General features: G+C 70.2%; 19 protein-coding genes and 2 pseudogenes. 9 read left to right on the plus strand and 12 right to left on the minus strand.

Translation table 11 applies throughout. The annotated features are described in order from the left end of the window. Positions 1-256: 256 nt before the first annotated feature. The 5 genes from AB0H84_RS12675 to AB0H84_RS12695 all read left to right on the plus strand — a co-directional run bounded on the left by AB0H84_RS12675 (position 257) and on the right by AB0H84_RS12695 (position 4,186). Entirely contained in the window at positions 257-1,297 is a 1,041-nt protein-coding gene (locus tag AB0H84_RS12675; protein ID WP_357602401.1) for an ABC transporter ATP-binding protein, read from the plus strand. Beyond that, positions 1,290-1,970, plus strand: coding sequence for an ABC transporter permease subunit (locus AB0H84_RS12680; protein ID WP_357602404.1), 681 nt, complete (start codon positions 1,290-1,292; stop codon positions 1,968-1,970). The genes AB0H84_RS12675 and AB0H84_RS12680 overlap by 8 nt, the downstream gene beginning before the upstream one ends. Next, positions 1,967-2,659 (plus strand): ABC transporter permease, encoded by a 693-nt coding sequence (locus AB0H84_RS12685; protein ID WP_357602407.1) that lies wholly within the window; start codon positions 1,967-1,969, stop codon positions 2,657-2,659. The genes AB0H84_RS12680 and AB0H84_RS12685 overlap by 4 nt, the downstream gene beginning before the upstream one ends. A gap of 38 nt (positions 2,660-2,697) precedes the next feature. Continuing rightward, a complete protein-coding gene (locus tag AB0H84_RS12690) occupies positions 2,698-3,630 on the plus strand; it encodes an ABC transporter substrate-binding protein (protein ID WP_357602410.1) in 933 nt (310 codons plus the stop codon). Positions 3,631-3,703: 73 nt separating this feature from the next. Then, the gene (locus AB0H84_RS12695; RefSeq protein ID WP_357602413.1) at positions 3,704-4,186 is read left to right on the plus strand and encodes a flavin reductase family protein; all 483 of its coding nucleotides are present in this window, start codon (positions 3,704-3,706) and stop codon (positions 4,184-4,186) included. Positions 4,187-4,311: 125 nt separating this feature from the next. On the opposite strand, the gene sppA is transcribed toward AB0H84_RS12695, so the two are convergent. The 3 genes from sppA to AB0H84_RS12710 form a co-directional block, all read right to left on the minus strand. Beyond that, entirely contained in the window at positions 4,312-6,009 is a 1,698-nt protein-coding gene (gene sppA, locus AB0H84_RS12700; protein ID WP_357602416.1) for a signal peptide peptidase SppA, read from the minus strand. 67 nt (positions 6,010-6,076) lie between these two features. Continuing rightward, a complete protein-coding gene (locus AB0H84_RS12705) occupies positions 6,077-7,273 on the minus strand; it encodes an FAD-dependent monooxygenase (RefSeq protein ID WP_357602419.1) in 1,197 nt (398 codons plus the stop codon). Positions 7,274-7,371: 98 nt separating this feature from the next. Then, positions 7,372-8,298 (minus strand): helix-turn-helix domain-containing protein, encoded by a 927-nt coding sequence (locus tag AB0H84_RS12710; RefSeq protein ID WP_357602422.1) that lies wholly within the window; start codon positions 8,296-8,298, stop codon positions 7,372-7,374. 71 nt (positions 8,299-8,369) lie between these two features. Here AB0H84_RS12710 and AB0H84_RS12715 point away from each other — a divergent pair, with 71 nt between their 5' ends. Next, complete coding sequence (locus AB0H84_RS12715; RefSeq protein WP_357602425.1) at positions 8,370-9,260, plus strand: NAD-dependent epimerase; 891 nt, start codon at positions 8,370-8,372, stop codon at positions 9,258-9,260. Between the two features lie 42 nt (positions 9,261-9,302). On the opposite strand, the gene AB0H84_RS12720 is transcribed toward AB0H84_RS12715, so the two are convergent. From AB0H84_RS12720 to AB0H84_RS12730, 3 genes and pseudogenes are all read right to left on the minus strand, one after another. Next, positions 9,303-9,539, minus strand: coding sequence for a S8 family serine peptidase (locus AB0H84_RS12720; protein WP_357602428.1), 237 nt, complete (start codon positions 9,537-9,539; stop codon positions 9,303-9,305). A 48-nt stretch (positions 9,540-9,587) separates the two neighbouring features. Beyond that, entirely contained in the window at positions 9,588-11,006 is a 1,419-nt protein-coding gene (locus AB0H84_RS12725; RefSeq protein ID WP_357602431.1) for a S8 family serine peptidase, read from the minus strand. 115 nt (positions 11,007-11,121) lie between these two features. Further along, positions 11,122-11,217 (minus strand): annotated as a pseudogene (locus tag AB0H84_RS12730) (transposase); the annotation flags it as partial. Positions 11,218-11,281: 64 nt separating this feature from the next. Here AB0H84_RS12730 and AB0H84_RS12735 point away from each other — a divergent pair. Then, positions 11,282-12,481 (plus strand): annotated as a pseudogene (locus AB0H84_RS12735) (RNA-guided endonuclease TnpB family protein). 46 nt (positions 12,482-12,527) lie between these two features. On the opposite strand, the gene AB0H84_RS12740 reads toward AB0H84_RS12735, so the two are convergent. After that, complete coding sequence (locus AB0H84_RS12740; protein ID WP_357602433.1) at positions 12,528-14,408, minus strand: S8 family serine peptidase; 1,881 nt, start codon at positions 14,406-14,408, stop codon at positions 12,528-12,530. A 97-nt stretch (positions 14,409-14,505) separates the two neighbouring features. Further along, a complete protein-coding gene (gene glgB, locus AB0H84_RS12745) occupies positions 14,506-16,668 on the minus strand; it encodes a 1,4-alpha-glucan branching protein GlgB (RefSeq protein WP_357602436.1) in 2,163 nt (720 codons plus the stop codon). A gap of 120 nt (positions 16,669-16,788) precedes the next feature. Between glgB and AB0H84_RS12750 the strand changes: the two genes are divergently transcribed. Beyond that, positions 16,789-17,502, plus strand: coding sequence for a DUF4328 domain-containing protein (locus tag AB0H84_RS12750; RefSeq protein ID WP_357602439.1), 714 nt, complete (start codon positions 16,789-16,791; stop codon positions 17,500-17,502). Here the strand turns inward: AB0H84_RS12750 and AB0H84_RS12755 are convergent. Next, positions 17,499-20,552, minus strand: a complete 3,054-nt coding sequence (locus tag AB0H84_RS12755; RefSeq protein ID WP_357602442.1) for a BTAD domain-containing putative transcriptional regulator — start codon at positions 20,550-20,552, stop codon at positions 17,499-17,501. The two genes, AB0H84_RS12750 and AB0H84_RS12755, sit on opposite strands and share 4 nt — an antisense overlap. Before the next feature lie 86 nt (positions 20,553-20,638). Between AB0H84_RS12755 and AB0H84_RS12760 the strand changes: the two genes are divergently transcribed. Beyond that, entirely contained in the window at positions 20,639-21,490 is an 852-nt protein-coding gene (locus tag AB0H84_RS12760) for an NAD(P)-binding domain-containing protein (protein ID WP_357602445.1), read from the plus strand. A gap of 20 nt (positions 21,491-21,510) precedes the next feature. Here AB0H84_RS12760 and AB0H84_RS12765 read toward each other — a convergent pair whose 3' ends face one another. The 3 genes from AB0H84_RS12765 to AB0H84_RS12775 form a co-directional block, all read right to left on the minus strand. Next, the gene (locus AB0H84_RS12765) at positions 21,511-22,836 is read right to left on the minus strand and encodes an aminoglycoside phosphotransferase (protein ID WP_357602448.1); all 1,326 of its coding nucleotides are present in this window, start codon (positions 22,834-22,836) and stop codon (positions 21,511-21,513) included. Positions 22,837-22,839: 3 nt separating this feature from the next. Then, positions 22,840-24,543, minus strand: a complete 1,704-nt coding sequence (treS, locus tag AB0H84_RS12770) for a maltose alpha-D-glucosyltransferase (RefSeq protein ID WP_357602451.1) — start codon at positions 24,541-24,543, stop codon at positions 22,840-22,842. A 71-nt stretch (positions 24,544-24,614) separates the two neighbouring features. After that, complete coding sequence (locus AB0H84_RS12775; RefSeq protein WP_357602454.1) at positions 24,615-26,714, minus strand: alpha-1,4-glucan--maltose-1-phosphate maltosyltransferase; 2,100 nt, start codon at positions 26,712-26,714, stop codon at positions 24,615-24,617. Between the last annotated feature and the right edge of the window lie 264 nt (positions 26,715-26,978).

Consider the following 26,978-nt stretch of genomic DNA (forward strand, 5'->3'; position numbering starts at 1 on the left):
GAGGGACTACGGAGGGTGAGGGAGCTGGGGGATGCGCGTCAGAAGTTCGTGGAGGTAATCATGCAACAGACCATGGTCCGGCGCACTACCAGATGCGGATTTAAGGTAAATATCCAGGTCAACTGAAGCGTTTCAGGAGGTACTGGGGGGGACACGGCACTTCACGCCGCCGTAGTCTGTGGTCCACAGAGATCATGCGGCGGTCGTGGCAGGGGGCTGCGACCCTGCCCCAGAAGCCTGAAGCGAGAGTTCGCGCGTGATCACATTTGACGCTGTCACCAAACGCTATCCGGACGGAACGGTCGCCGTGGACCGCCTCGACCTCGAGGCTCCCACGGGCGAGATCACCGTGCTCGTCGGCCCCTCGGGCTGCGGGAAAACCACGTCACTCCGGATGATCAATCGCATGATCGACGCCTCGGAGGGGCAGATCCTCCTCGACGGCACGCCGGTGCAGGGCATCGACCCGCCGACCCTGCGGCGCGGCATCGGGTACGTCATCCAGCAGGCCGGGCTGTTCCCGCACCGGAAGATCGTCGACAACATCGCCACCGTCCCCTACCTGCTCGGCTGGGAGAAGAAGAAGGCCCGGGACAGGGCCATGGAGCTGCTCGAGCGCGTCGGCCTCGACCCCGGCCTCGCCGGGCGCTACCCGTTCCAGCTCTCGGGCGGTCAGCAGCAGCGCGTGGGTGTGGCCAGGGCGCTGGCCGCGGACCCGCCCGTGCTGCTCATGGACGAGCCGTTCAGCGCGGTGGACCCGGTGGTGCGCACGAGCCTGCAGGACGAGCTGCTCAGGCTCCAGTCCGAGCTGAACAAGACCATCGTGTTCGTCACCCACGACATCGACGAGGCCATCAAGCTGGGCGACCGCGTGGCGGTGCTGCGGGTGGGCGGCAGGCTGGCGCAGATCGCCGACCCCAAGACGCTGCTGTCCGACCCGGCCGACGACTTCGTGCAGGAGTTCCTCGGGCATGACAGGGGGATCAGGCGGTTGCAGTTCGTCTCGACGGAGGGGCTGCGGTTGCGTACCGACCTGACCGGCGCCGCGGACGAGCCGTGGCGGCTCGTCGTGGACGCGGACGGTCGGCCGAGCGGGTGGGTCTCCGCGTCGCGGCCCGACGAGCTGGAGCCGTACGGGACGTTCGTGCACGGGCGGGACTCCCTGCGCACGGCGCTCGACGCGGCGCTGCTGTCGCCGTCCGGCTGCGCCGTGGCCGTGGACGAGCAGGGCAAGGTCGTCGGCGTGGCCACCAGGGAGGCGCTCGACCAGGCGCTCGCGGAGGCGGCAGATGGCTGACGGCCCCCCTTCCATCTGGGAGTGGATCGGGCGTAACTGGGACACCGGCCGGGTCGACAGCATCAAGAACCTGCTCATCGACCACCTGACCATGTCCCTGGTGCCGATCCTGGTCGCGCTCGTGATCGCGCTGCCGCTCGGGCTCGCCTGCGTGCGCTGGCGCTGGCTCTACCAGCCCACCTCGGGCTTGATGAACGTCGTCTACGCGCTGCCGTCGCTCCCCGTCTTCATGCTGCTGATCTCGGTGACCGGACTCTCGCAGGCCACCGTGATCATCCCGCTGACCTTCTACGGCATGGCCGTGCTGATCCCGGCCGTCGTGGACGGGCTGGGCTCGGTGCCGGACCACGTGCGGCAGTCGGCCGTCGCGATGGGGTTCACGCCGCTGCGCAGGCTGATCGCGGTGGAGCTCCCGATCGCCGTCCCCGTGGTGCTGGCGGGGCTGCGGGTGGTGGCCGTCTCCAGCATCAGCCTGGTCAGCGTGGGTGCGCTGATCGGGCAGGGCGGGCTCGGCGGGCTGTTCACGCGGGCGTACCAGAACCCGTTCATGCCACCGGTGATCGTGGGCATCGTGCTGATCGTGGCGCTGGCGCTGATCGCCGACGGGCTGCTGGTGCTGGCGCAGCGGCTGCTCACTCCATGGGTACGGGCGCGAAAGGGGACGGGTTCGTGAGCTGGCTGACCGCGTTCTTCGGCTGGCTGGCCGACTTCTTCGGGAACGGCGAGAACTGGTCGGGCTCGTCCGGCATCCCCATGCGCCTGCTGGAGCATTTCGAGTTCTCGGCCCTGGCGCTGGTGCTCGCCGTGCTGATCGCGGTGCCGCTGGGGCTGCTGATCGGCCACACCGGCCGGGGCGAGGTGATCGTCGTCGTCTCCGCGAACCTGGCCAGGGCGCTGCCCACGCTCGGACTGCTGGTGATGTTCGTGCTGCTGCTGGGCACGGCCTCGATCTGGCCGGTGATCATCCCGCTCGTGCTGCTGTCGATCCCGCCGATCCTGGTCAACACGTTCGAGGGCATCAAGGGGGTTGACCCCGAGCTGCGCGACGCCGCGTACGGGATGGGGCTGCGCGGCGGGCAGGTGCTCGGACGGGTGCTCGTACCGGTCGCGCTGCCGCTGATCCTGCTGGGCTGCCGCCTGTCGGCGATCCAGGTCGTGGCCACCACCACCGTCGCCGCCTACACCGGGCTCGGCGGTCTCGGACGGTACGTGATCGACGGTTTCGCGACGAAGGATTACGCGAGTGTTGTCGGGGGTTCAGTGCTGATTGTGCTGTTCGCCCTCGTGGTGCAAATACTGTTCACCCTCGCCCAGAGGGTGACGGTCTCCCCAGGGGTGAGCCGGAGGGTGAAGGTTCGGTAGTCTCCCCTATTACCTCCCGCTTAGAAGGGAAAATCGAAATGGGACGCAAGTACGGCATCGCCGCGGTGCTCATGTCGGCGATGCTCGGGATGGCCGCCTGCGGTGGTGGTGGCGGTAGCACTGGGGGCAACCCGCTCGACACCTCGAGCGCTGCCCCCAGCGGTTCGGCTTCGGGTGGGAGCGGGGGCAAGGCCGTCATCGGGTCGTTCGACTTCGACGAGAGCGTGCTGCTCGGGTCCATCTACGCGCAGGCGCTTGAGGCCAAGGGCGTGCAGGTCACGGAGAAACCGCGCATCGGCAGCCGCGAGGCCGTGTACGACCAGGTCAAGAGCGGCGGCCTGACGATCGTGCCCGAGTACAACGGCAACCTGCTGGCCTTCGTCGACCTGAAGAACACGGCCGCGACCACCGACGAGGTCAACGCCGCGCTGAAGGAGAAGCTGCCGGCCGAGCTGGAGGTCCTCGACTCCTCGCCGGCCGAGGACAAGGACAGCCTGTCGATCAGCAAGGACACCCAGGCCAAGCAGTCGCTGAACACGATGGAGGACCTGGCCAAGGTCTCCAAGAGCTTTGTCGTGGGCGGGCCGCCCGAGTTCAAGAAGCGGTGGGAGGCGCGGTTCAAGGAGGTCTACGGGATCGAGTTCAAGGAGTGGAAGCCCACGGGCCCGACCACCGCTGACGCGATCAAGGACGGCACGATCCAGGTCGGCAACGTGTTCACCACCGATCCCAAGATGACGGCGAACAACCTCGTGCCGCTGCAGGACCCCAAGAACATCTTCCCGGCCCAGAACGTGACGCCGCTGCTCTACAAGGCGGGCGCGACCGACACGATCAAGACCACGCTGAACGCCGTCTCGGCGAAGCTGAGCACGCAGTCCCTCCTGGACATGATGCAGAAGATCTCCGTCAACAAGGACGAGCCCGCCACGGTGGCCAAGGAATGGCTGACCTCCAACGGCCTCGGCTGACTCCGGTGAGGGTCCCCGCTCGCCGGGGGCCCTCACGTTCCGGTTGCGCCGCGACTTCCCGGAGACTGTCTCTGTGAGCGAGTTCACGGAGGCGATGGCGCAGCTGGCGGCCGGGGTGGCGGTGGTGACCGTACGCGACGGGCGCGACGACCTGGGCGTCACGGTGTCGGCGCTGATGTCGGTCTCGCTGGAGCCCCCGCTCGTGCTGGTGAGCCTGGCGAGCGGCGGCTACCTCAACGAGGTCCTGCTCCGCCAGGACCGCTGGGCGGCCTCCCTCCTGTCGTCCGGCCAGGCGGCCATCGCCAGCCGCTTCGCCACCGCGGGCCGGCCCAGCGCCAGGCTGCTGCTGGCCGGCACGCCGCACCACCGGGGCGAGCACACGGGCGCGCTGGTGGTGGAGGGCGGTGTGGCCGCCCTGGAGGCGGAGACCACCAAGGTGGTCCCGGCCGGGGACCACACGCTCTTCATCGCCGCCGTCCTGGCGGTCCCCTACGTCAGCTCCTCACTCCAACCCCTGGTACGGCTCCGCGGCCGCTACCGCGCCGCAGAAGCCTGAGGGTTCCCGGCCAGCGGCGCCGGCAGCGGTCCGGCCGGCGGTGCCGGCTGCGGTCCGGCCAGCGGCGCCGGCAGCGGCGCCGGCTGTGGCCCAGGAGGTAATGCAGGCAGCGGCGCGGGCGCGGCTCAGCGGATCGTGTACCAGGTGGGCAGGAGCAAGGGCCCTGCGGCCGGGAGGCCGAGTTCGGCGGAGAGCCGGGCGAGCGGGCCCCACGCGTCGAGGCGGACCCGCGCCAGCGCCGCGGACTTGTCCTCGCTGGACTCGGGCCCGCGCAGCCGCTCCAGCGGGTTGAGCCGGGGGTAGGTGCGGACGGGGGCGTCGTCGGCGAGGCCGGTGCGCTTCCTGGCCAGGGCGAGCGCGTCCTCCAGGCCGCCCAGTTCGTCCACGAGCCCGCTGGCGTGCGCGTCGGCGCCGGTCCACACGCGGCCGCGGGCCAGCTCGTGCGCGCGGTCACGGGTGAGCTCGCGGCTCTGGGCCACCTTGCCCACGAAGTCGTCGTAGATCCGGTCGAGCCAGGCGTTCACGCGCTCCCACTGCTCGGGGGAGAAGCCGCGGGAGGTGGAGAACATGCCGGCGTTGGCACCCTCGGCGACGAGTTCAGAATTGACGCCGATCTTCTCGAGCATTTCGGCGAGGACCGGCTTGCCGCCGTACACGCCGATCGAGCCCGTCAGCGTGCCGGGCTGGGCCACGATCACGTCGGCGGCCATCGAGACGAAGTAGCCGCCGGACGCCGCCATGTCGCCCATGGAGACGATCACCGGCTTGACCTTGCGCGTCAGGACCACCTCGCGCCACACCGTGTCGGAGGCCACATAGGAGCCGCCGGGGCTGTCCACCCGGAACACGACGGCCTTGACGTGCTCGTCACGCCGGGCCGCGCGGAAGGCGGCGCTGATCGTGTCGGAGCCCATCGCCCCGCCGCCGCCGAGCGGGCTGCGGCCGCTGCGACCGCTCTTGATCATGCCGGTGCCGTGGATGAGCGCGATCCCGTCGGCCATCGGGTTGGGCAGCTTCTTCACGGCCGCGCCCCTGGCGTAGCGGGAGATGAACAGGAGGTGGGCCTCGTCGCCCGCCGCCTGCTTGACCTCGTCGTAGACCTCGTCGCGGTAGGCCAGCCGGTCGACCAGCCCGGCCTCCTCGGCCTCGCGGGCGGTGAACGGGCCGCGGTCGATCAGCTCGCGGACCTTGCCCGGGTCGAGCCGGCGCCCGTCGGCGATGCCCGTGATGAGGCTCTCGGTGACCGACTCGACGATGCGGCTCATGGACTCGCGGTGCGGGTCGGTCATGTGGTCCTGGGTGAAGGTGTTGACGGCGGTCTTGTACTCGTGCCGCTGCCCGGCCTCGTAGCCCACGCCCAGCTTGGTCAGCGCCCCCTTGAGGAAGCGCTGCTCCAGCGCCACCCCGGTGAGCCCGACGTCGCCGCTCGGCTGCAGGTAGACGCGCTCGAACGCGGTGGCCAGGTAATACTGCACCGTGCCGCCGCCGAACTCCCCGAACGTCTCGGCGAACGCGACCGTCAGCTTGCCCGTCGCCCTGAACTGGATCACGGCCTGGCGCAGCTCCTGCACCATGGCCAGGCCCAGCGGGTTGCTGCCGATCTTCACCACCAGCGCCTTGACCCTGGAGTCCTGTCTGGCCCGCTTGAGGCCGGACAGGACGTCGGACAGGCGCGTCTTGCGCATGGACAGCACCGCGGCGAGCGGGTCCGTCGGCGGGCCCTCGGTGATGCCCTCTGTGAGATCGAGTTCGAGCACCAGCGGGGCCGTGCGCCGCTGGCGAAGCTTGTCGACGGTTTCGAAGATCGCCTTGCCTGCGTCCATAGAAGCCACCCTAAGCGACGCTCTGTAAAATCGGCTTGGCTGTTTGCGGACCCTCGCCATAAGTCCGTCATCGGCGGGCGAGGTCCCGATAGTCCCGCAGCGTGATGTTCTCGGCGGTCCTGCGGGCGATCTTGGAGGCCATGTTCTTCCCCGGCAGGTAGGGCATGAGCTTGTAGTAGCGGTTGAGCAGCCCGGCCACGAATCGGCTGCCCGGGACCATGAGGCCGGCGACGCCGTCGCCCATCTTCTGGCAGCCGGCGGCGTACTCCCGCAGCTCCTCCTCGTAGCGGGCGAACGCGACGCGGTGGTCGCCGTGCGCGGCGGCCAACTCTCCCGCCAGCACGTACGCGCCCACCAGGGCGAGCCCCGAGCCCATGCCCGACAGGGAGGAGGGGCAGGAGGCGGCGTCGCCGACCAGGGCGACCCGGCCGCGCGTCCAGGCGTCCATGCGGACCTGGCCGACCGAGTCGAAGTAGAAGTCGGGCGCGTGCCGCATCTCGCTCAGCAGCCGGTCGCTCTGCCAGCCGTTGCCGGTGTACTGCTCGGCGAGGACGGCCTGCTGCCTGGCCACGTCGCGGCGGTCGAGGTCGAGCTCCGGGGCGGCGAAGTAGAAGACGGCCCTGGCCTCGGCGTTGTGGCGGGAGCTGTGCAGCATGACCAGCTTGCCCCCGGTGCGGTAGGCGTGCCCGGTGTGGTCGAGCCCGAGGTAGTTGGAGGTGGTGAAGATCGCGCAGTAGAGGCCCAGATGCCTGACGAACCGCTCCTCCGGCCCGAACGTCAGGCGGCGGGTGTTGGAGTGCAGCCCGTCGGCGCCGATCACCAGGTCGAACCTGCGGGGCGGGGTGCGCTCGAAGGTGACGCTCACGCCGTGGTCGTCCTCGGTGAGCGAGGTGATGGAGTCCCCGAAGATGTACTCGGTGTGCTCCTTGGTGGCGTCGTACAGGATGCGTACGAGGTCGCCCCGGAGGATCTCGATGTCCCCGGCGAAGAGGTCGGCGGGCAGCTTGGCCTGCACCTTGCCGGCGCTGTTGACGTACGCCATGGAGCCCATGCCGGTGCGGGCGCGCTCGAGGTCGGCCAGGACGCCCATGTCGCGCAGGATCGACAGGTGGACCTCGCCGCGGAAGTCGACGGCGTAGCCGCCGTCGCGGAGCGCGGGGGCGCGCTCCACGATCGTGGGGTTGAAGCCGTGCCGGCGAAGCCAGTAGGCGAGCGCGGGGCCGGCGACGGAGGCGCCGGAGATCAGGACGTTGCGGTTCTTCATGACGCAGAGCCTGCTCCGGAGGGCTCACCATCCACTCACCGCGCGCTCACCGCGGCTGTCACATTCGCGCCACCGCTGACTGCCGGAGCCTGTGCTGATCACCCCATGCGGGTGAAGCTCGCGCGGTAGGCCGTGGGGGTGAGCCCGACCCGGCCGGCCAGGTGCTTGCGGAGGGAGTCGGGGCTGCCCAGGCCGCTCTTCTCGGCGACCTGGTCCATGGGCAGCTCGGTGGTCTCCAGCAGCTCCCTGGCCCGGTCGACGCGCCGGTGCAGCAGCCACTGGAGCGGGCTCAGGCCGGTCTCGGCGTGGAAGCGCCTGGTCAGCGTCCGCACGCTCACCCTGGCATGACCGGCCAGGTCCGCCAGGGTGAGCGGGCGGTCGAGGTGCTCGAGCGCCCAGGCCCGGGTGGAGGCGAGCGAGGTGCCGCGCTCGGGAGGCAGCGGGGTCTCGATGAACTGGGCCTGGCCGCCCGGCCGTACGGGGGAGACGACCGCGAGCCGCGCCGCCGCGTTGGCCACCGCCGCCCCGTAGTCGAGCCTGATCAGATGCAGGCAGAGGTCGATGGCGGCCGCGGCGCCCGCCGAGGTGAAGATGCCGCCGTCCTCGACGAACAGGACGTCGGGCCGGACGTCGACCGCCGGGAAGCGGGCGGCGAGGTCGGCGGCCAGCCCCCAGTGGGTGGTGGCGCGGCGCCCGTCGAGCAGGCCCGCCTGAGCCAGCACGAACGCCCCCGTGCACAGCGAGGCGATCCGGACTCCGCCGGCGGCGGCCTTCCGCAAGGCGTCGAGGACCTCCGCAGGAGCCTGCTCGCCGCCGCTTCCGACGGCGAGCACCGTGTCGGCGCCTTCCATCGCGTCCAGGCCCTCCGCCACCAGCACGTCGGGGCCCCCGACGGTCGGCACCGGTCCGGGCCGCGCGGTGCAGACGCGCACGTCGTAGCGGGAGGCGTCGCCGAACACCATGAGGGGGATCGAGACGTCGAAGCTCAGCACGGGAGGCACGATCACGGCGGTGACACGGTGCATGGCCAGATCCTCCGGATAGGTGGCATTCTGGCCCCTAGGCTAAAGGATCAGAGGTCGGCACCGTTGTCATCATGAAATCTCATGTGATCGTGGGACGCGGGGCCGCCGCGTCGAAGACCGCTCTGCTGCTGGCCGAGGAGGGCGAGCGGGTACGGATGATCAGCCGCAGCGGCGGCGGACCCGACCATCCGCTCGTCGAGAAGGTCGCCGCGGACGCGACCGACGCCGATCGGCTCACCGAGCTGGCCGAGGGCGCGGACACGCTGTTCACCACCGCCGTGCCGCCCTACCACGCCTGGCCCGAGCAGCTGCCGATCCTGACGGCCTCGCTGCTCACCGCGGTGCGGCGGACCGGCGCCGCCTACGTGATGCTCGGCAACCTGTACGCCTACGGCCCGGTGGACGGGCCGATCGCGCCCGACTTCCCGCTGGCCGCGACCGGGCCCAAGGGGCGGGCCAGGGCGCGGGCATGGGAGGAGGCCGCGGCCTCAGGCGTGCAGGTCACCGAGGTGCGGGCCGCCCAGTTCTACGGCGCGGGCGCCTTCTCCGTGTTCAGCTTCACGGTGCAGCGGCCCGTGCTGGAAGGCCGGCTCGCCCTGGTGCCGCAGGAGCTCGACGTGCCCCACAGCTACTCGTCGGTCGGCGACACCGCGCGCACGCTGGTCGCCGCGAGCCGCGATGAGCAGGCGTACGGCAGGGCCTGGCACGTACCCACCGCGACCCTGCCGGTGCGGGAGCTGGCCGGGCGGCTCGCGCGGCTCGCGGGGGCGCCCGAGCCGCGGATGGAGCAGATGACCGAACGCGATCTGACCCTGCTCGCCTTCACCGACCCGCTCTGGGGGGAGATGCACGAAGTGCTCATCAAGCCCGGGCAGCCGTTCGTCGTCGACTTCTCCGAAACCGAGAAGGTCCTCGGCGTGAGCGCCACCCCGGTCGACGACGTGCTCCGCGAAGTGATCTAGCGCTGTCCGGGGCAACGGGCGCCCGTTGCCCCGGTTGCGGATTCAGCGGCTGTGCAGGGCCGCGTACACGTTGATGCGGGGCGTCGTGACCTCGGCCCCCGCGCTCGTGTACGTGATCGGCTTGCCCGTGCGCCGCAGCAGGTCGACCAGCTGGTCCACCCCCGCGCGGGGCCGCTTCTGGTGGAGCAGGGCCAGGGCGCCCGTCACGTGCGGCGCGGCCATCGAGGTGCCGTCCAGCGTCGCGTACGCGTTCCCCGCGATGGCCGCCTTGATCGCCACGCCGGGGCCGATCTTGGATTCGGGGTCGGCGAGGGCGGGTCATAGGGCTCAGGCGTGGGCGGCCGCGGTGGCGTGCTCCGCGTCGATCCTGGCCGTGGTCACGAGGGTGCCCGCGGCGGAGTAGCGGATCGCCGCGCCCGTTCCCTGCAGGCGCTGCAGGCTCTGCGCGACCGTGAACCCCGGGTACGCCTGCTTCATCAGCGCGAACATCCCCGACACGTGCGGCGCGGCCATCGAGGTGCCGCTGTGCTCGACGTACGTGTCGTCGGGCACCGATGACCTGATGCTCACGCCCGGCGCGAACAGGTCGAGCATCGGCCCCCGGTTGGTGAAGCGGGCCGGTTGGTCGAAGTCGTCGGTCGCGCCCACCGCGATGGCGCTGGAGAGGCAGGCGGGGGCGACGATGCCGTTCGCGAAGCCGTTGTTCCCCGCCGCCACCACGGGCGCGACGCCCATGCTCACCAGCGTGTCGAACTCCGGCTTGACCGCGGAGGCGGCCGCGTCCGTGTCGCACGCCTGGGCGTACGGGCCGCCGCCACCGAGGCTCATGTTCACCGCGGCGATGTTGTGGGCCCTGACCACCCGCGCGACGTACTCGAGCGCCAGCTTCTCGTCGGAGAGGTAGCTGAGGAAGCACGGCGGGGGAGTGCGGCCGACCTCGCAGGTCATCGCGTTGTCCACGCGGCTGAAGACCTGGATCGGCAGGATGCCCGCGTCGGGGGCGACGCCGTTGGCGGGCGAGCCCGCGGTCATCCGGCCGGCGGCGATGCCCGCCACGTGCGTGCCGTGGGAGCAGGCGTTCGCCCCCCTGACGATGCACTGGGCCGTCTCGGCGTCGGCCGCGCCGGGGCCCGTCTGCGTGGGTTGGTTGTTCGGACAGAGCGAGACCGTGCCGTCGCGAGGGTCTGAGGTGGAGAAGCACGCCTCGTCCACGATCCGGCCGGCGAGGTAGGGATGGTCGCGGTCGATCCCCGTGTCCAGGATGGCGACCGTCGTGCCCTTCCCGGTCCAGCCTGCCTGGTTCGCGTGGTCGGAGCGGATGAGGGCGGTGCTGTTGTCGTCGAGGGTGGTCGTTCGCAGCTCGTCCTTGTAGACGGCCTGGATCCGGGCGTCCTTCTCCAGCCTCGCGAGGGTCACGCGGTCCACCTCGGCGACGAAGAAGTGCGGCGACGACGTGGCGTCCACGACCCGGCTGCTCCCGGAGGTCTGCTCAAGGTCCTTCGCGACGGCTTGGACGCTCTCTCCCGGCTTGAGCTGGATGATGGAGCGGACCCTGGACCTCATCTGGACCTCCGCCACGAGCGCGGGGCTGATGAGCGGCCCGTTGCCCGCGGAGCGGGGCACCGGCGGCCCCGCCGTCGGCCCTGCTGCTGGCAGGGTCTCGGCCAGAAGCGCCGGAGCAGCGCAGAGCACGGCGGACGTCGCGACCAGCGCCAGGGCGCCGCCCAGCAGAGATCGTGGCCTCACGTGTTCCTCCCGGCTTCCGGCTCATCCACAGCCGCATACTTCCCCACCTGCGGCAACAGTGATGTCGGTGGCGTATGTCACGCAGAGAAACGTTGGAGGCGTCTTTACCTTGAGGCGAGGACACGCCTTTGAGGCTGTTGGCCAGCTTGGTCAACGCGATCTTGGGCGAGGAATTCACCAGCAGATGGACGTGGTTAGCTTCGCCGTTGAAAACGCAGTGTCCGTCGGTCCTGATCGCGCAGTCCTCGGCCGTGAACCAACCTAGGATGGAGCTCGTGCAGTTGCGGTATTCCTTCCGCATCGACCCGACGCGGGGGCAGCACAGCGCGTTGGCCAAGGCGTTCGGGTGCGCCCGCGTGGTCTTCAACGACGCGCTCGCACTGCGCAACCACGCTCACGAGCAGGGCCTGCCCTTCATCACCGATGCCGAGTTGTCTCGCACGGTGATCACGTAGGCCAAGCAGACGCCAGGACGGGCCTGGCTGGGCGAGGTGTCGGCGGTGGTGCTGCAGCAGGCCCTGGCCGACTGCACCACCGCGTTCCGCAATTTCTTCGCCTCGCTGTCCGGCAAGCGCAAAGGGCCGAAGGTGGCCCCGCCCCGGATGCGGTCCCGCAAGGACCTTCGGCAGGCGATCCGGTTCACCAAGAACGCCCGCTTCGCCGTCACCCCCTGGGGGAGGCTGCGCCTGCCGAAGATCGGGGATGTACGGGTGCGGTGGTCGCGAAAGCTGCCCGCGCCGCCGTCCTCGGTCACCGTCATCAAGGATGCGGCCGGTCGGTATTTCGCCAGTTTCGTGGTCGAGGTATGCGAGCGGCCGCTGCCCGCCGCGCTGGGCGAGACGGGGATCGATCTGGGGCTCGGCCATTTCGCCGTCCTGGCGGACGGCCGGAAGATCGACTCTCCGCGGTTCCTGCGCCGGGCGGAGAAGAAACTCAAGAAGCTGCAGAAAGCGCTGTCTCGCAAGGAGAAAGGGTCATTCAATCGGGCCAAGGCCCGGGTGAAGGTGGCCCGCCAGCATGCGAAGGTCGCTGCTGCGCGCCGCGAGTTCCATCACCAGACCTCCACACAGATCATCCGTGAGAATCAAGCGGTGTATGTGGAGGACCTGGCGGTGAAGGGGCTGGCGCGCACGAGGCTGGCCAAGAGCGTGCATGACGCGGGCTGGTCGGCGTTCGTGAGCATGCTGGAGTACAAGGCGAAACTCTATGGCCGGCAGTTCTCCAAAATCGGCCGGTTCTTCCCGTCGTCCAAACTCTGCTCGGCCTGCGGGACACTGGCCGAGACCATGCCGTTGAACGTGCGGGAATGGACCTGCCCGTGTGGCGCCGTCCATGATCGGGACGTCAACGCCGCGATCAACATTCTCGCCGCCGGACGGGCGGAGAGACTAAACGCCTGTGGAGGGCCGGTAAGACCACCGCTCGCGGCGGCGCAGCCTGACGAAGCAGGAAGCCACGGAAGTGCCGCCGCATGAACAGCGCGGCACAGGCCAGAATCCCGGCGTTTTCGCCGGGAGCACGTCAATTGACGTTCTTGGCCGCCTTCCTCAGCGTCGCCGCGGACGACTTGGCGCTCAGCCGCACCTTCTCGGCGGCGGTTAGCTTCGTGGTGCCGTTCGTGCCGTGGGCCCAGTTCAGCCAGGCCGTGAGCAGCGCGCTGTCCAGCTTGGCCTTGCTGGTCCTGGTGTTCTTCAGCACCCGGTACGCCTTGCCGAGCGAGGACGCCTTGGTCACCTCGGGGAAGACCTTGCTCGACTTGCCGATCAGCTTCAGGTAGCAGGTGAGCGTGGCGTCCGGGATCGTGCCGCTGCTGCGGTGGATCTCCACGGCCCACTTGGCGGCCGTCAGCCTGGTCGCGGCCGTGCCGCGCGTGCAGACCTGCGCGGTGGTCTTCGGGGTCGGCGTGACCGTCACGGTCACGGTGACCGTGGGCACCGGGACCGGCGTGCTGGAGGTGGAGGGCTGCTCCGGCGCCTGGCCACCCGGGTCCTCGGGCTCGGGGGTGGGGCCGCTGCTGTCCGACGGGCCCGGCTCGGGGTCGGGGTCGGTCGGCATGCTCGGCGGCGACTGCGAGATGGAGGGCTGCGGCGACGCCCCGGTCAGGGCCGCCGCCAGGTCCAGGCGCGGCGTCGTGACCTGCGCGCCGTTGGCCTCGTACACGTACGGCCTGCCGGTCGTCTTCAGCGTGTTGATCAGATCGGTCATCGGCGTGCCCGGCGAGGCCGCCTTCATCAGCGCCAGCGCCCCGGCCACGTGCGGGCTGGCCATCGAGGTGCCGCTGAACACGGCCGTCTGGTTGTCCGGGATGGACGACTCGACGTTCACGCCGGGCGCGAACAGGTCCACGAGGGCCCCGCGGTTGGAGAAGGGCGCGATGGTGTCGTTGTTGTCGGTCGCCCCGACGGCCACCGCGGAGGAGACGCAGGCCGGGTACGAGGTGGCTTCGGAGTACTCGTTCCCCGCGGCCACCACGGTCGCGATGCCCTTGGCCAGCAGGGCGTCGATCTTCGGCTTGAAGATCGCGCCTTCCTCGCTCGCGTCGCAGTCGGTCTCGGAGAGCTCGCCGCCCAGGCTGAGGTTGACGGCGGCGATCGGCTGGTTCAGCGTCGCCACGTAATCCATGGCCTGCCGGAGCGACGACTCGTACGCCAGCAGGCACGAGGACTCGCCGATGCAGACGTCCTCGTCGTCCACCCGGCTGAACACCTGCACCGCCACGATGTTCGCGCCCGGCGCGACCCCTCCGGTGCCGGCCGCGATGCCCGCGACGTGGCTGCCGTGCTCACACAGGTTCACGCCGTTCGCCAGGCACTTCGCCGTCGTGGCGTCCGCCGCGCCCGTGCCCGTCTGCGAGGTCTGGCCGTTGGGGCAGAGCGACTGGACGCCGCTCTCCATGGCGGAGAAGCAGGCCTCGGCCACGACCCGGTTCTGGAACCACGGGTGGTCCCGGTCGATGCCGGTGTCCAGCACGGCCACCGCCTGCCCGGCCCCGGTGTGGCCCTTGGCGTGCGCCTGGTCGGCGCCGATCAGCTTGAGGTTGGGGCCGACGTCCACCGGCGAGTACGTCCTGTCCCGGTGGATGGACGTGACCCGCGGGTCCTCGGCCAGCCTGGCCAGCTCGTCCGCGGTGCCCTCCACGACCATGAACGGCTGGCTCGGCGGCTGGAGCACCACGTCCACGCTCTCGGTCGCCGCCTGGGTCGCCACGGGGGCGTTCTGGGCGGGATCGGTCAGCTCGACGATGGCTCGCACGGCCCCGCCGTCGACGCCTAACCCCTCCTCCACCTTCGCTTCGGTCGGCGAAGCGCTGGGGGTGGGAGTCGGGTCCTCGGCGTAGGCCGGACCAGACAGCGGCAGCAGGGCCAGCACGATCGTGCTCACGATCAGGGGGCGAAGTCGCACGCGTCCTCCGAGGGGGATGATCTCGGAGTTTAGGGTGATTTATCGGACAGGCACAGACCCCCCGGCCGTTTCTCACCGAACTTTCAGCGCACGCACCTCAAATGTTCAGCGTGTCCCCTTCGCGTGTGAGCCACACCGCGCCGAGCGGCGGCACCCGGAGCGTGGCCGAGTGCGGCAGCCCGTGCCAGGGCTCGCCGTCGGCCTCGACCGTCCCGAGGTTGCCCACGCCGCTGCCCCAGTAGTCGTAGGCGTCGGTGTTGACGACCTCCGACCACTGGCCCGCGTACGGGAGGCCGAGCCGGTAGTTCTCGTGCGGCGCGCCGCTGAAGTTGATCACGCACGCCACCGCGGACCCGTCGTTCGCGTAGCGGAGGAACGAGAACGTGTTACCCGAGGCGTCGTCGGCGTCGATCCACCGGAACCCCTCGGGCCTGGCGTCCAGCTCCCACAGCGCCGGGGTCTCGCGGTAGATCCGGTTCAGGTCGCGTACCAGCCGCTGCACGCCCTGGTGCCCGTCGAACTCCAGCACCCACCAGTCGAGCCCGCGCTCCTCCGACCACTCCGACCCCTGGCCGAACTCGCCGCCCATGAAGAGCAGCTGCTTGCCCGGATGCGCCCACATGAACGCCAGCAATGCCCGCAGCTGCGCGAAACGCTGCCACTCGTCGCCCGGCATCTTGCCGAGCAGCGAGCCCTTGCCGTGCACGACCTCGTCGTGGGAGAGCGGCAGCACGTAGTTCTCGGAGTAGGCGTACAGCAGCGAGAACGTCAGCTGGTGGTGGTGGTACTGGCGGAAGATCGGCTCGTGGCGCAGGTATTCGAGCGTGTCGTGCATCCAGCCCATGTTCCACTTGAACCCGAACCCGAGCCCGCCCAGGTGCACCGGGCGCGAGACCCCCGGCCAGGCCGTCGACTCCTCGGCGACGGTCGAGATGCCGGGCGCCTCCCGGTAGACGACGGCGTTCATCTCCTTGAGGAACTCGACCGCGTCGAGGTTCTCCCTGCCGCCGTAGATGTTCGGCGTCCACTCGCCCTCGCGCCGCGAGTAGTCGAGGTAGAGCATCGAGGCCACCGCGTCCACGCGCAGCCCGTCGATGTGGAACTCCTTCAGCCAGAAGAGCGCGTTGGCCACCAGGAAGTTGCGCACCTCCCTGCGGCCGAAGTCGAACACGTACGTGCCCCAGTCAGGATGCTCGCCCCTGGCCGGGTCGGCGTGCTCGTAGAGCGGGGTGCCGTCGAAGCGCGCCAGCGCCCAGTCGTCCATCGGGAAGTGCGCGGGCACCCAGTCCAGCAGCACGCCGATGCCGCGCTGGTGCATCCGGTCCACGAAGTGGCGGAACTCGTCGGGCGTGCCGAACCTGGCCGTCGGCGCGTAGTAGGACGTCACCTGGTAGCCCCACGACCCGCCGAACGGGTGCTCGGCCACCGGCAGCAGCTCCACGTGCGTGAACCCCATGTCGGAGACGTACGAGGAGAGCTGGTCGGCCAGCTCCACGTACGACAGCCCCGGCCGCCACGACCCCAGGTGCACCTCGTAGACGCTCATCGGCTCGTCCAGCGGACGCGTGTCGCGCCGGTCGGCGAGCCAGGCGTCGTCACCCCAGGTGTAGGCCGACTTGTCGACCACGGACGCCGTCAACGGCGGCACCTCGGTGCGCCTGGCCATCGGGTCGGCCTTGTCGCGCCACACGCCGTCGGCGCCCAGGATCTGGTACTTGTACCGCTCGCCCGCCCCGACCCCGGGGACGAACAGCTCCCACACCCCCGAGCGGCCCAGCGAGCGCATCGGGTAGGCGGTGCCGTCCCAGTGGTTGAAGTCGCCGACGACGCGGATGCCGCGCGCGTTGGGCGCCCAGACGGCGAACGCCGTGCCCTCCACGTCCTCGTGCTTCATCACGCGCGCGCCGAGCGCCTCCCACAGCCGCTCGTGCCGTCCTTCGCCGATGAGGTGCAGGTCCACCTCGCCGAGCGTGGGCCAGTGCCGGTACGGGTCGCGCACCTCGTACGGGTCGTGGCCGGCGTACTTGACGCTCAGCGTGTAGTCGGGGACCTTGTCCAGCCCCGGGACCGTGACCTCGAACACCCCGTGGGCCTGGTGTTTCATGTCGTGGGCCGTACCGTCGTCCAGCACCACCCGCACCCGCTCGGCCAGCGGGCGCAAGGTGCGGAAGACCACCCCGCCTGACCCGGGGTGCGCTCCGAGCACGGAGTGCGGATCGTGGTGCGCCCCTCCCGCGAGGCGGTCGAGCTCTGTCCTCATCGGCATGCTCCCAACACTGCCCTATGATGACCGTCCACCTCAGGCACTGCCCGCTTTCACCGAGACAATCACCGAAAGTGCGAAATCCTGGGTTTAAGCTGCACTTAGAAAGGCTTGAGAATGTATCCGCCACCCCCCGCTCACGGATACCCGCCCCCACCGCCCCCGCCGTTACGCCCGGTCCGCGGCCTCGCGGTCTTCGCGGCGGTGATGCTCGTCTGCGACTCGCTCGTCGGCGTCATCGCCGCGGTCATCGATCTCTGGTACGCGGACCTCATCGACCGCATCATGGCCGACGTCGACTCCGTGCCGGAGTCGGAGATCAACACGGGCGACCTCGTCTACGGGCTCTCCGGCATCCTGGAGACCGGCGTGTACGTCGGCACGATCGTGGCGTTCCTGATCTGGCTCTTCAGGGTCAGGGCGAACGCCGAGATCCTCGCGCCTCACGGGCACCGGCGCGCCCAGCCCTGGCTGATCTTCGGCTGGGTGATTCCGATCATCTCGTTCTGGTTCCCGAAGCAGATCGTCGACGACATCTGGGACGCCTCGCGCCGTACTCCGTCGCCCTCCAGAGGTCTCTTCAACGCCTGGTGGGCGGCCTGGCTGGTCGGCAGCCTGGTCTCCAACGTGGGCTCGCGGCTGCTGTTCAGAGCCGATGAGCCGGAGCAGATCGCCGCGGCGGCCCGGTTCGACGTGGTGTGCGTCGGGCTGATGCTCGTGGCGGCCGTGCTCGCGATCCTCGTCATCCAGCGCATCACCGGCGCCCAGGAAGAGCACCGCTCGGCCGCCTTCGCCGCACCCGGCTCTCCCGGGGCGTATCCGGCGTACTAGCCGTACTCGGCCAGGAGGCCGTCCAGCGGCAGGGTCGCGCCCCGGGACATGGCCGCTTCGGCCGCCTCCCGGCCCAGGGCGCTCTCCACCGCCGCCGCGATCCGGTCCACGTCGGCTCGCTCGGCCTCCGGCAGCGGCGCACCCACGGACGCCCGGAGCGCCGCCGCCCGCCCCAGCAGCCGTCCGGCCTCCTCGTGCCGCCCGGCCAGTGCCCGCGCGCCCGCCAGACCCTCCAGCGCCAGCGCGGTGGCCCGCGGGTCGCCGACCTTGCGGGCCACCGCCAGCCCGCGCAGCTGCAGCTCCAGCGCGCCGGCCGCGTCGCCGCGCAGCTCGGCGGTGAACCCCAGCTCGGCCAGGATCAGCGCGGCCCCGGGCTCACCGGCCACGTCCATGACCCAGTCCAGCCACTTGCGCAGCAGCGACTCGGCCTCGTCGAGCCGGCCGCGCCGCCGCGCCACCAGGGCGAGACCGAGCTCGGCGAACTCCTCGGCGGGCCGGTTCGACTGCGTCACCGCCAGCCGCCTGGCCCGCTCGTGATAGTCGTCGGCCGCCGCGTGGTCGCCCGTCAGCATGGCGATCCGGCCCAGCCGCGACAGCGCGTCGGACACCGAGCTCCACAACCCCAGCTCCTCCGCCATGCGCAGGCCCTCCGTGCGCAGCGCGGCGGCCCGTTCGTAGTCGCCGGTGATCTCGGCGAGCGTGCCGAGGTTCTCCGCGGCCCGCATCTCGCCCCACCGGTCGCCGACCTCCCTGAACAGCGCCAGACCCCGCTCCCCGTCGCGCCGCAGCGCGTCCAGGTCGCCCCGCATGGCGGCGTACCTGGCCAGTACGCTCAGCGCCGCGGCCGTCCCCCAGGCGTCGCCCAGCTCGCTGAAGCCCTCCAGCGCGCTCCGCAGCAGCTCCACGCTCGCCGACAGGTCGTCGTACCCGAACAGCGCGAACCCGGTGAACCAGCGCGCTCTGGCCCTGGTGAGCGGGTCCGCGATGGCCTCGAACACGGCGGGGTCCGGCACGCTGGGCCGCCCCGAGAGCATCCGCAGCCCGGCCAGCCACACCTCGGTCTCCGCGGAGCCCCCGGCGAGGGCCTGGGCGCTCTCCAGCGCCCGGCGGCCCTCGCCCAGCTTGCCGCGGAGCACCCAGTACCAGGCCATCGCGTTGACGAGCCGCACCGCCTCGCCCGCCGCGCCCAGCCGCACCGCCGTCTCCAGCGCCAGCCTCAGGTTGGCGCCCTCCGCGTCCAGCAGCGCCAGCGTGCGCCGCTGTTCATGTCCTCTCAGGCGCGGCTCCGCCCGCTCGGCCAGCGCGGTGTAGTAGCGGACGTGCCGGAGCGCGATCAGGTCGTCCTCGCCCGCCTCCCGCAGCCGTTCCTGGCAGTAGGCCGCGACCGACTCCAGCAGCCGGAAACGCGGCCCGGCCACCCGCACCACCAGCGACCGGTCCACCAGCCTGGCCAGCGTGTCGAGCACGTCCACGCCCGGCTCGGCGCACACCTCCTCGGCCGCCTCCAGCGTGCAGCCGTCGGCGTGCACGGCCAGGCGGCGCAGCACGACCCGCTCCGCGTCGCCCAGCAGCTCCCAGCTCCAGTCGATCATCGCCCGCAACGTCCGCTGCCTGGCCGGGGCCTCGCGCACTCCTGAGGTGAGCACCTGGAACCGGTCGTCGAGACGCTCGGCGAGCTGGCGCGGGGTCAGCACCCGCATCCTCGTGGCGGCCAGCTCAAGGGCCAGGGGGATGCCGTCCAGCCGCTCGCAGATCTCCGCCACGTCGGCATCCGGTCGGATGCCCGCCCGCGCCGTGAACAGCTCCACGGCCGGCTCCCGCCCGAGCGGCGGCACCTTCACCAGAGTCTCGCCCTCGATCCGCAGAGCCTCCTGGCTGGTGGCGAGGACGCGCAGCCCGGGGGCCGCCCGCAGCAGCCTGCTCCCGAGCGTCGCCACTTGCTCGACCACGTGCTCGCAGTTGTCCAGCACGAGCAGCGTCCGCTTGGCCGCCAGCGCGGCGGGCAGCCGCTCCAGCATGGAGTCCGGCACGTCATCACGCAGGCCGAGCACGCCCGCGATCAGCTCGGCCACCCCGGCCACCGGCGCTCCGGCACCGAGCGAGGCCAGCTCGACCAGCCACACCCCGCCGTCGAACCCCTCGGCGGACTCCAGGCCGGCCGCGGCCGCCAGAGCCAGCCGCGTCTTGCCGACTCCTCCCGGCCCGGTGAGCGTGACGAGCCGGCCGGCCCGCAGCAGCGAGCGGACCTCGGCCACCGCCTCGTCCCGGCCCACCAGACTCGTCAGAGGCGTGGGCAGGTTGGTGCGGGGGAGCGCGGGCGCCTCCAGGGCCGGGTCCTGCCGCAGGATCGCCTGGTGCAGGTCCACCAGCTCGGGCCCGGGGTCGAGGCCCAGCTCCTCGGAGAGCCGCCGCCGCAACTCGCCGTAGCCGGCCAGCGCCTCGCTCTGCCGCCCGGCCCGGTAGAGGGCCCGCAGGTGTACGGCGCGCAGCCGTTCACGCAGGGGATGCCGGGCCACCAGGTCCGTCAGCTCGGCCGCGAGCAGGGCGTGCTCGCCCAGCCCGAGCCGCGCCTCGGCCAGCTCCTCGAGCGCCACCAGCCGCTGCTCCTCCAGCCGCGCCACCGCGGCCAGGGCGAACTGCTCGCCGGCGAACTCCGCGTACGCCTCCCCGCGCCACAGCCCCAGCGCCTCGCGCAGCAGAGCGGCCCGCGCCCCCGGCCCGGAGGCCCGCTGCGCGCGTCCGACCAGTGACTCGAACAGCCCGGCGTCCACCGACGCCGGCTCCGCCAGCAGCACGTACCCGGGCACCCGATGGGCGACCAGCCCGCCCAGCGCCCTGCGCAGCTGCGACACCTTGACCCGCAGGGCGGCGGGCGCGTTCGCGGGGGGACGGTCGCCCCAGAGGTCCTCGATCAGCCGGTCCGCGGAGACCGGACGGCCGGCGTGGATCAGCAGGTCGGCGAGGAGCGCCCGGACCTTGGCCTCCGGCACCTTGACCGGCTCCCCGTCGGCGGTCCACACCGCGAGCGGGCCCAGCACCCCGAACCGCATCCCGCCCCCATAACCGATCCCGAACAAGACCATAACCGCGCACCGGCAGGGTGAACGCATCACCCCTGACCAGAAGGAACACCGAAATGTCTGAGAATATCTCCGTGCTGGGCCTCGGTCTCATGGGCTCCGCGCTCGCGGCGAGCCTCATCGAGGCCGGCCACCGTGTCACCGTGTGGAACCGCACGGCCGCCAAGGCCGATCCCCTGGTCGCCAGGGGCGCGACCCGCGCGGCCACCGCCGCGGAGGCTGTCGAGGCGAGCCCGCTGGTGATCGTCTGCCTGCTCGACTACCCCTCCGTCCTCGAGGTGCTGAAGGACGTCCCGCTGGAGGGCCGCGTCATCGCCAACCTCACCACCGGCCGCCCCGCCGAGGCCCGTGAGACGGCGGAGTGGGTGGCCGGGCGCGGTGGCGAGTACCTGGACGGCGGCATCATGGCCGTGCCCCAGATGATCGCCACGCCCGGCGCGCTCATCCTCTACAGCGGCTCGCAGCCCGCCTTCGACCGCTATGAGCAGGCGTTCGCGGCCATGGCCGCGCCCCGGTACGTCGGCGCGGACCCGGGCATGGCCCCGCTGCTCGACCTGGCCATGCTGACCGGCATGTACGGCCAGATCGCCGGTTACCTGGAGGCCGCCGCGCTGGTCAGGGCGGCGAAGTACCCGTTGACGGACTTCACCACGGACCTGCTGGTCCCGTGGCTCAACGCGATGGCGGCACAGCAGCCGCACTGGGCCGAGGCCATCGAGGCGGGCGACCACCGGACCGAGGTGTCCAACCTGGAGGTCAACCGGGCGGGCATGGAGAACCTCGTCCGCGCCTTCCAGGAGCAGGGCGTCAAGCTGGACCTGCTGCTGCCCATGAAGACCGTCATCGATCGCCGCGTGGCCAGGGGGCTCGCCCACGAAGGGCTGTCGGGGCTGGTCGAGGAACTCTAGCCGGGGGCTCTAGCAGGGCTCTAGCGGGGCCGGAACGCGGCCAGGGGGATCGAGATCCAGGTGGGCCGGTTGCGGGCCTCGTACACGACCTCGTACACGGCCTTGGAGAGCTCGAACGCCCGCAGCAGCGCCGCGTCCCCCCGCGTGATCACGCCGCCGCCCTCCATGTATCCCTCGAGGAACGCGGCGCGGTTCCGATCGGCCCACTCCGCGGCCCGGGGCTCCAGGCGCTCGGCCTCGGAGCGGCCGGCCAGCAGGTGCCTGGCCGCGTAGTCGAACGAGCGCAGCATCCCGGCCACGTCACGCAGCGGCGAGTACAGCGCCCTGCGCTCGGCCAGCGGCTGTCCCGGCTCGCCCTCGAAGTCCAGCACCACCCAGTCCGTCGGCGTGCGCATGACCTGGCCCAGGTGGTAGTCACCGTGAATCCGCTGCACAGGGATCACGTGGGTGAGCAGCTCCACCTGGTGGTAGGCCTCCTCGATAACGCTCACATGCGCGCGCAGCTCGGGCACCTCCGCCACCGCGCGGCCCAGCTTGCGCCTGAAGGTCTCGGCCATCCGCTTGACCTCGTGCGACTCGATGACGTCCGTGGGGAAGGCCTCGGCCAGCTCGTGGTGCACCCGGGCGGTGGCGACGCCGAGACGCCGCGACTCGGCCGCGAAGTCCCCGCCCGCCTCGGCCGCCGGCAGCTCGGGCAGCGACGCGTACAGGTCGCGCACGCTGGCCAGGGCGAGGTCCCAGCCGTCGTTCGCGTTGCACAGGTACTCCTGCATGATCGCGAGCGTGGTGTCCGTGCCGTCGAGGTCCGTCTCGATCCACCCGTACGGCTGCGCGATGTGCGGCGCGTCCCTGGCGGCCAGGGCGGTGATGATCTCCAGCTCCGGGTTGACGCCGGGGATGAGGCGGCGGAAGAGCTTGCAGATGTACAGGTCCCCGTACACGAGCGAGGTGTTGGACTGCTCGGCCCCCAGCACCAGGCTGCGCTGGCCGGTGTCGATCGTGACGTCGGGCACGTGGCGCATGCGCAGGCCGTTGTCGGTCTCGTCGCGGGCCATGCCGTCGAGGAGCCGGCTCGTGTGGTCGGGGTCGTGTACGGCGTCGTACACGTAGACGTCGCCCAGCATGCCGATGAGCGCGTGCGTCAGGCGGTCGGGGAGCTCGGTGCGCTCCCCGAGGAGGATCTGGTAGCGGTCGCGCGAGCCCTCCTGCCACACGGCCACGACCAGGTGTCGCAGCCCGGGCGCCAGCTCGACGTCCGATTCGATCGACAAGTCGTCGATCGGGCGCCCCTTGCCGCCGAACCAACGTTGGCGTCCGATCCATGCGGCAAGGAGCTCATCAAGCACGTCCTACTCCTCCTGGGTGATCGCCGGCGGGAGAGTGAACCAATAGAACCCATGCCCAGGAAGCGTCAAAAGATACGGAAGTTCGCCAATTGCCGGGAATGGGACCCCTCCCATGGTCTCCACAGGCGAAACCCCGACGAATCTCCGCAGGTCAAGCTCGACCGGCTGCGGGAAGCGTGACAGATTGTTCACGCAGAGCATCCGATCGTCCCCCAGCTCCCGGACGAACGCGAGCACGCTCGGGTTGGAGGAGTTGAGCTCTGCGTAACCGCCCACGCCGAAGACGGGGTGGCGCTTGCGGATCTCGATCATGCGCCTGGTCCAGTGCAGCAGCGAGCCGGCGTTCTTCTGCTGGGCCTCGACGTTGATGCCCTGGTAGCCGTAGATCGGATCCATGATGACCGGCAGGTAGAGCCGGCCGGGGTCGCAGTCGGAGAAGCCGGCGTTGCGGTCGGGGTCCCACTGCATGGGCGTGCGCACGCCGTCGCGGTCGCCGAGCCAGATGTTGTCGCCCATGCCGATCTCGTCGCCGTAGTAGAGCACGGGGGAGCCGGGCAGCGACAGGAGCAGCGCGGTGAACAGCTCGATCTGGTTGCGGTCGTTCTCCAGCAGGGGCGCCAGGCGGCGGCGGATGCCGACGTTCGCCCGCATGCGGGGATCCTTGGCGTACTCGGTGTACATGTAGTCGCGTTCCTCGTCGGTGACCATCTCGAGCGTCAGCTCGTCGTGGTTGCGGAGGAAGATTCCCCACTGGCAGTGCTCCGGAATTTTCGGCGTCTGCGCCATGATTTCGGAGATGGGGTAGCGCGACTCCCGGCGTACGGCCATGAAGATGCGCGGCATCAGCGGGAAGTGGAAGGCCATGTGGCATTCGTCCCCGCCACCCACCGGGTCGCCGAAGTACTCCACCACGTCCGTCGGCCACTGGTTGGCCTCCGCGAGCAGCACCCGGTCCGGGTAGATCCGGTCCACCTCGGCCCTGACCCGCTTGAGGTACTGGTGGGTCTTCGGCAGGTTCTCGCAGTTGGTGCCCTCCTCCTCGAAGAGGTACGGCACCGCGTCCAGCCGGAACCCGTCGATGCCCAGGTCCAGCCAGAAGCGCAGGACCTCCAGCATCGCCTCCTGCACGTCCGGGTTCTCGTAGTTGAGGTCCGGCTGGTGGTGGAAGAAGCGGTGCCAGTAGTACTGGCCGCGCACCGGGTCATAGGTCCAGTTGGACGTCTCGGTGTCGATGAAGATGATCCGGGCGTCCTGGTATTTCTCGTCGGTGTCGGACCACACGTAGAAGTCGCCGAACGGCCCCTCCGGGTCGTGCCGGGACGCCTGGAACCAGGGGTGGGCGTCGCTGGTGTGGTTCATGACGAGGTCGGCTATGACGCGCATGCCGCGTTTGTGGGCCTCGTCGACGAGCTTCACGAAGTCTCCCAGATCCCCGAACTCGGGCAGGATCTTCATGAAGTCCGCGATGTCGTAACCGCCGTCACGCAGCGGCGACTCGTACAGCGGCAACAGCCAGAGGCAGTCGACACCCAGCCACTGCAGGTAGTCGAGCTTGCTGATGAGCCCTCTGATGTCGCCGGTGCCGTCGCCGTTGGAGTCGGCGAAGCCCCGGATCAGGACCTCGTAGAAAACCGCGCGCTTGTACCAGTAGGGATCGCGCGGCTTTTCCTCGTCGAAGGTGTTGGGAATGGGTGTGGTGGAGCTCATGAGCCACCCCACGAGGGGCTCATGACGGAGGCGCTTTCACACACGTTGAAGACTCCCCGCTGAATTCAGTTCTACCGTGGCGCGGCTCGGACGGTGAGAATATGGGCAGGCTGGATGTGTGGGTCGAGGCGTACGTAGTTGCTCTGCCGCCAGCGATAGGACTCGCCGGAGAGCTCGTCGTCGACGACGAACTCCGCGTTCCAGTCGAGTCCGAGGGCTGGTAGGTCCAGGTCAACAGTCGCCTCATGGGTGTGGTGCGGATCCAGGTTGATGACCGCCAGAACCACGTCGCCCAGACCGTGCCTGCGTGTGGCCGGGTCATAGGCGCCGGGAAGCCGCTTCGAGAAGCAGACGATGTCCCCTTGGTCGACCCTGTGGAACCGTAGATTACGCAATTCCTGTAGTGCGGGATGAGCTCTTCGGAACAAATTCAGGTGGGTGATGAAGGGCGCCAGACTCCACCCTTCACGCTCGGCCGTAACCCAATCACGAGGTTTGTACTGATATTTCTCGCTATCTAGGTATTCCTCGCTTCCTGGGCGTACCGGAACGTTCTCGATGAGCTCGTACCCCGAGTAGACCCCCCACGTGGGGGAGGCCAGCGCGGCCAGCACCGCCCTGATCTTGAACCCGGGCACGCCGCCGTGCTGCAGGTACTCGTGCAGGATGTCGGGCGTGTTCACGAACAGGTTCGGCCGCAGGTAGGCGGAGGTCTCCTGGGCCAGCTCCGTGAGGTACGTCTCCACCTCCTGCTTCGTGTTCCGCCACGTGAAGTACGTGTACGACTGGTGGAAGCCCACCTTGGCCAGCGAGCGGAGCATCGGCGGCCGGGTGAACGCCTCGGCCAGGAAGATCACGTCCGGGTCGGTCGTGTGGATGTCGGCCAGCAGCCGCTCCCAGAACCCGACCGGCTTCGTGTGCGGGTTGTCCACCCTGAAGATCCGCACCCCGTGGTCCATCCAGTGCCGCAGCACCCGCCTGACCTCGGCGTAGATGCCCTCGGGGTCCTTGTCGAAGTTGATCGGGTAGATGTCCTGGTACTTCTTCGGCGGGTTCTCGGCGTAGGCGATGGAGCCGTCCGCCCGGATCGTGAACCACTCGGGGTGCTCCTTGACCCACGGGTGGTCGGGCGAGCACTGGAGCGCGAAGTCGAGCGCGATCTCCATGCCCAGCTCCTTGGCACGGCCCACGAACTCGTCGAAGTCCGCGAGGGTGCCCAGATCGGGATGGACGGCGTCGTGGCCGCCGTCCTCGGAGCCGATGGCCCAGGGCGAGCCCGGCTCGTCGGGCTCGGGGCTGAGCGTGTTGTTGCGGCCCTTGCGGAACGTCGTGCCGATCGGGTGGATGGGCGGCAGGTAGACGACGTCGAAGCCCATCTTGGCGATGGCGGGCAGCCGCTTGGCAGCAGTCTGGAAATTTCCGGACTTGGAGATGCCCAGCTCGTTGACGACCGACCCTTCCGACCTGGGGAAGAACTCGTACCACGAGCCGTACAGCGCCCTGCGCCGGTCCACCCTGACCTTGTGGGACTTGGACCTGGTCACCAGCTCGCGGAACGGGTGCGACTCCAGCAGCGCGGCCGTCTCCGGCAACTGCGCGATCGAGAGCCGGGCCCTGGGGTCCAGCTCCTCGTCACGCAGGGTGGCGGAGACGGCGAGCAGGGCCGCCCGGTGCCCGCAGGCGCTGTCGCCGTTGCCGTTGGCGCTGCCCTTGCCGTTGGCGTTGGCGTTCTGCGTCGTGGCGCCGTTCCTGGGCTGGCCGTTCGGGCAGTCGGCCGCCCGTACTGCCTTGGCGGCGCGCTCGAACAGCCGGGCGCCCTCCTCGCACATGAGATCGACGTCCATGCCGCGCGGGATCTTGATCTCGGCGTCGTGCAGCCACGTGCTGATCGGGTCGCTCCACGCCTCCACGCGGAACAGCCAGTCACCCTCGGCGGGCAGGCACACATCCACGCCCCAGCGGTCGGTGCCGGGGGCGAGCTCGCGCATTCGTCTCAGACGCCCGCGCTGGCCGTCGGGCGAGGTGAACACCACGCCCGACGCCACGGCGTCATGGCCCTCTCTGAACACGGTCGCGGAGACCTGGAAGGTCTCGCCGGCGACCGCCTTGGCGGGCCACTGCCCGCAGTCGACGACGGGGGAGATGTCCGTGATGGGAATTCGTCCGATCATCGCATTCAAGGGTTTGCGACGGCACGCTCGGTGCCGCCGGAGGCTTTCCGTGTCGATGCAGCTCGGGTGGGCCGCTGGTCGCGTCCCGCCATAGGAACGATCCTTGCATGTAAATTGTGGACAGCAGTGGATAGACCTCCCGAGTGTGCCCGCGGGAGAGCCAACAATGAGGAAAGTTGCCCCAAACGTCCGCCTTCATGCCTTGTCCCGGAAGGGGTTTGAACGGTCTTGATGAGGGTGAAGGACTCAGAGGTCCCTCCTAGC

It is taken from the genome of Nonomuraea sp. NPDC050786 (assembly GCF_040654115.1).
Taxonomy (GTDB): domain Bacteria; phylum Actinomycetota; class Actinomycetes; order Streptosporangiales; family Streptosporangiaceae; genus Nonomuraea.

Bases quoted from the DNA above. Each gene is read 5' to 3' on its own strand.
- AB0H84_RS12690 (WP_357602410.1), top strand. From the start codon at position 2,698: ATGGGACGCAAGTACGGCATCGCCGCGGTGCTCATGTCGGCGATGCTC.
- AB0H84_RS12750 (WP_357602439.1), top strand. From the start codon at position 16,789: ATGTATCCGCCACCCCCCGCTCACGGATACCCGCCCCCACCGCCCCCG.
- AB0H84_RS12715 (WP_357602425.1), top strand. From the start codon at position 8,370: ATGAAATCTCATGTGATCGTGGGACGCGGGGCCGCCGCGTCGAAGACC.
- AB0H84_RS12680 (WP_357602404.1), top strand. From the start codon at position 1,290: ATGGCTGACGGCCCCCCTTCCATCTGGGAGTGGATCGGGCGTAACTGG.
- sppA (WP_357602416.1), bottom strand. From the start codon at position 6,009: ATGGACGCAGGCAAGGCGATCTTCGAAACCGTCGACAAGCTTCGCCAG.
- AB0H84_RS12775 (WP_357602454.1), bottom strand. From the start codon at position 26,714: ATGATCGGACGAATTCCCATCACGGACATCTCCCCCGTCGTCGACTGC.
- AB0H84_RS12705 (WP_357602419.1), bottom strand. From the start codon at position 7,273: ATGAAGAACCGCAACGTCCTGATCTCCGGCGCCTCCGTCGCCGGCCCC.
- AB0H84_RS12760 (WP_357602445.1), top strand. From the start codon at position 20,639: ATGTCTGAGAATATCTCCGTGCTGGGCCTCGGTCTCATGGGCTCCGCG.
- AB0H84_RS12710 (WP_357602422.1), bottom strand. From the start codon at position 8,298: ATGCACCGTGTCACCGCCGTGATCGTGCCTCCCGTGCTGAGCTTCGAC.
- glgB (WP_357602436.1), bottom strand. From the start codon at position 16,668: ATGAGGACAGAGCTCGACCGCCTCGCGGGAGGGGCGCACCACGATCCG.
- treS (WP_357602451.1), bottom strand. From the start codon at position 24,543: ATGAGCTCCACCACACCCATTCCCAACACCTTCGACGAGGAAAAGCCG.
- AB0H84_RS12755 (WP_357602442.1), bottom strand. From the start codon at position 20,552: ATGCGGTTCGGGGTGCTGGGCCCGCTCGCGGTGTGGACCGCCGACGGG.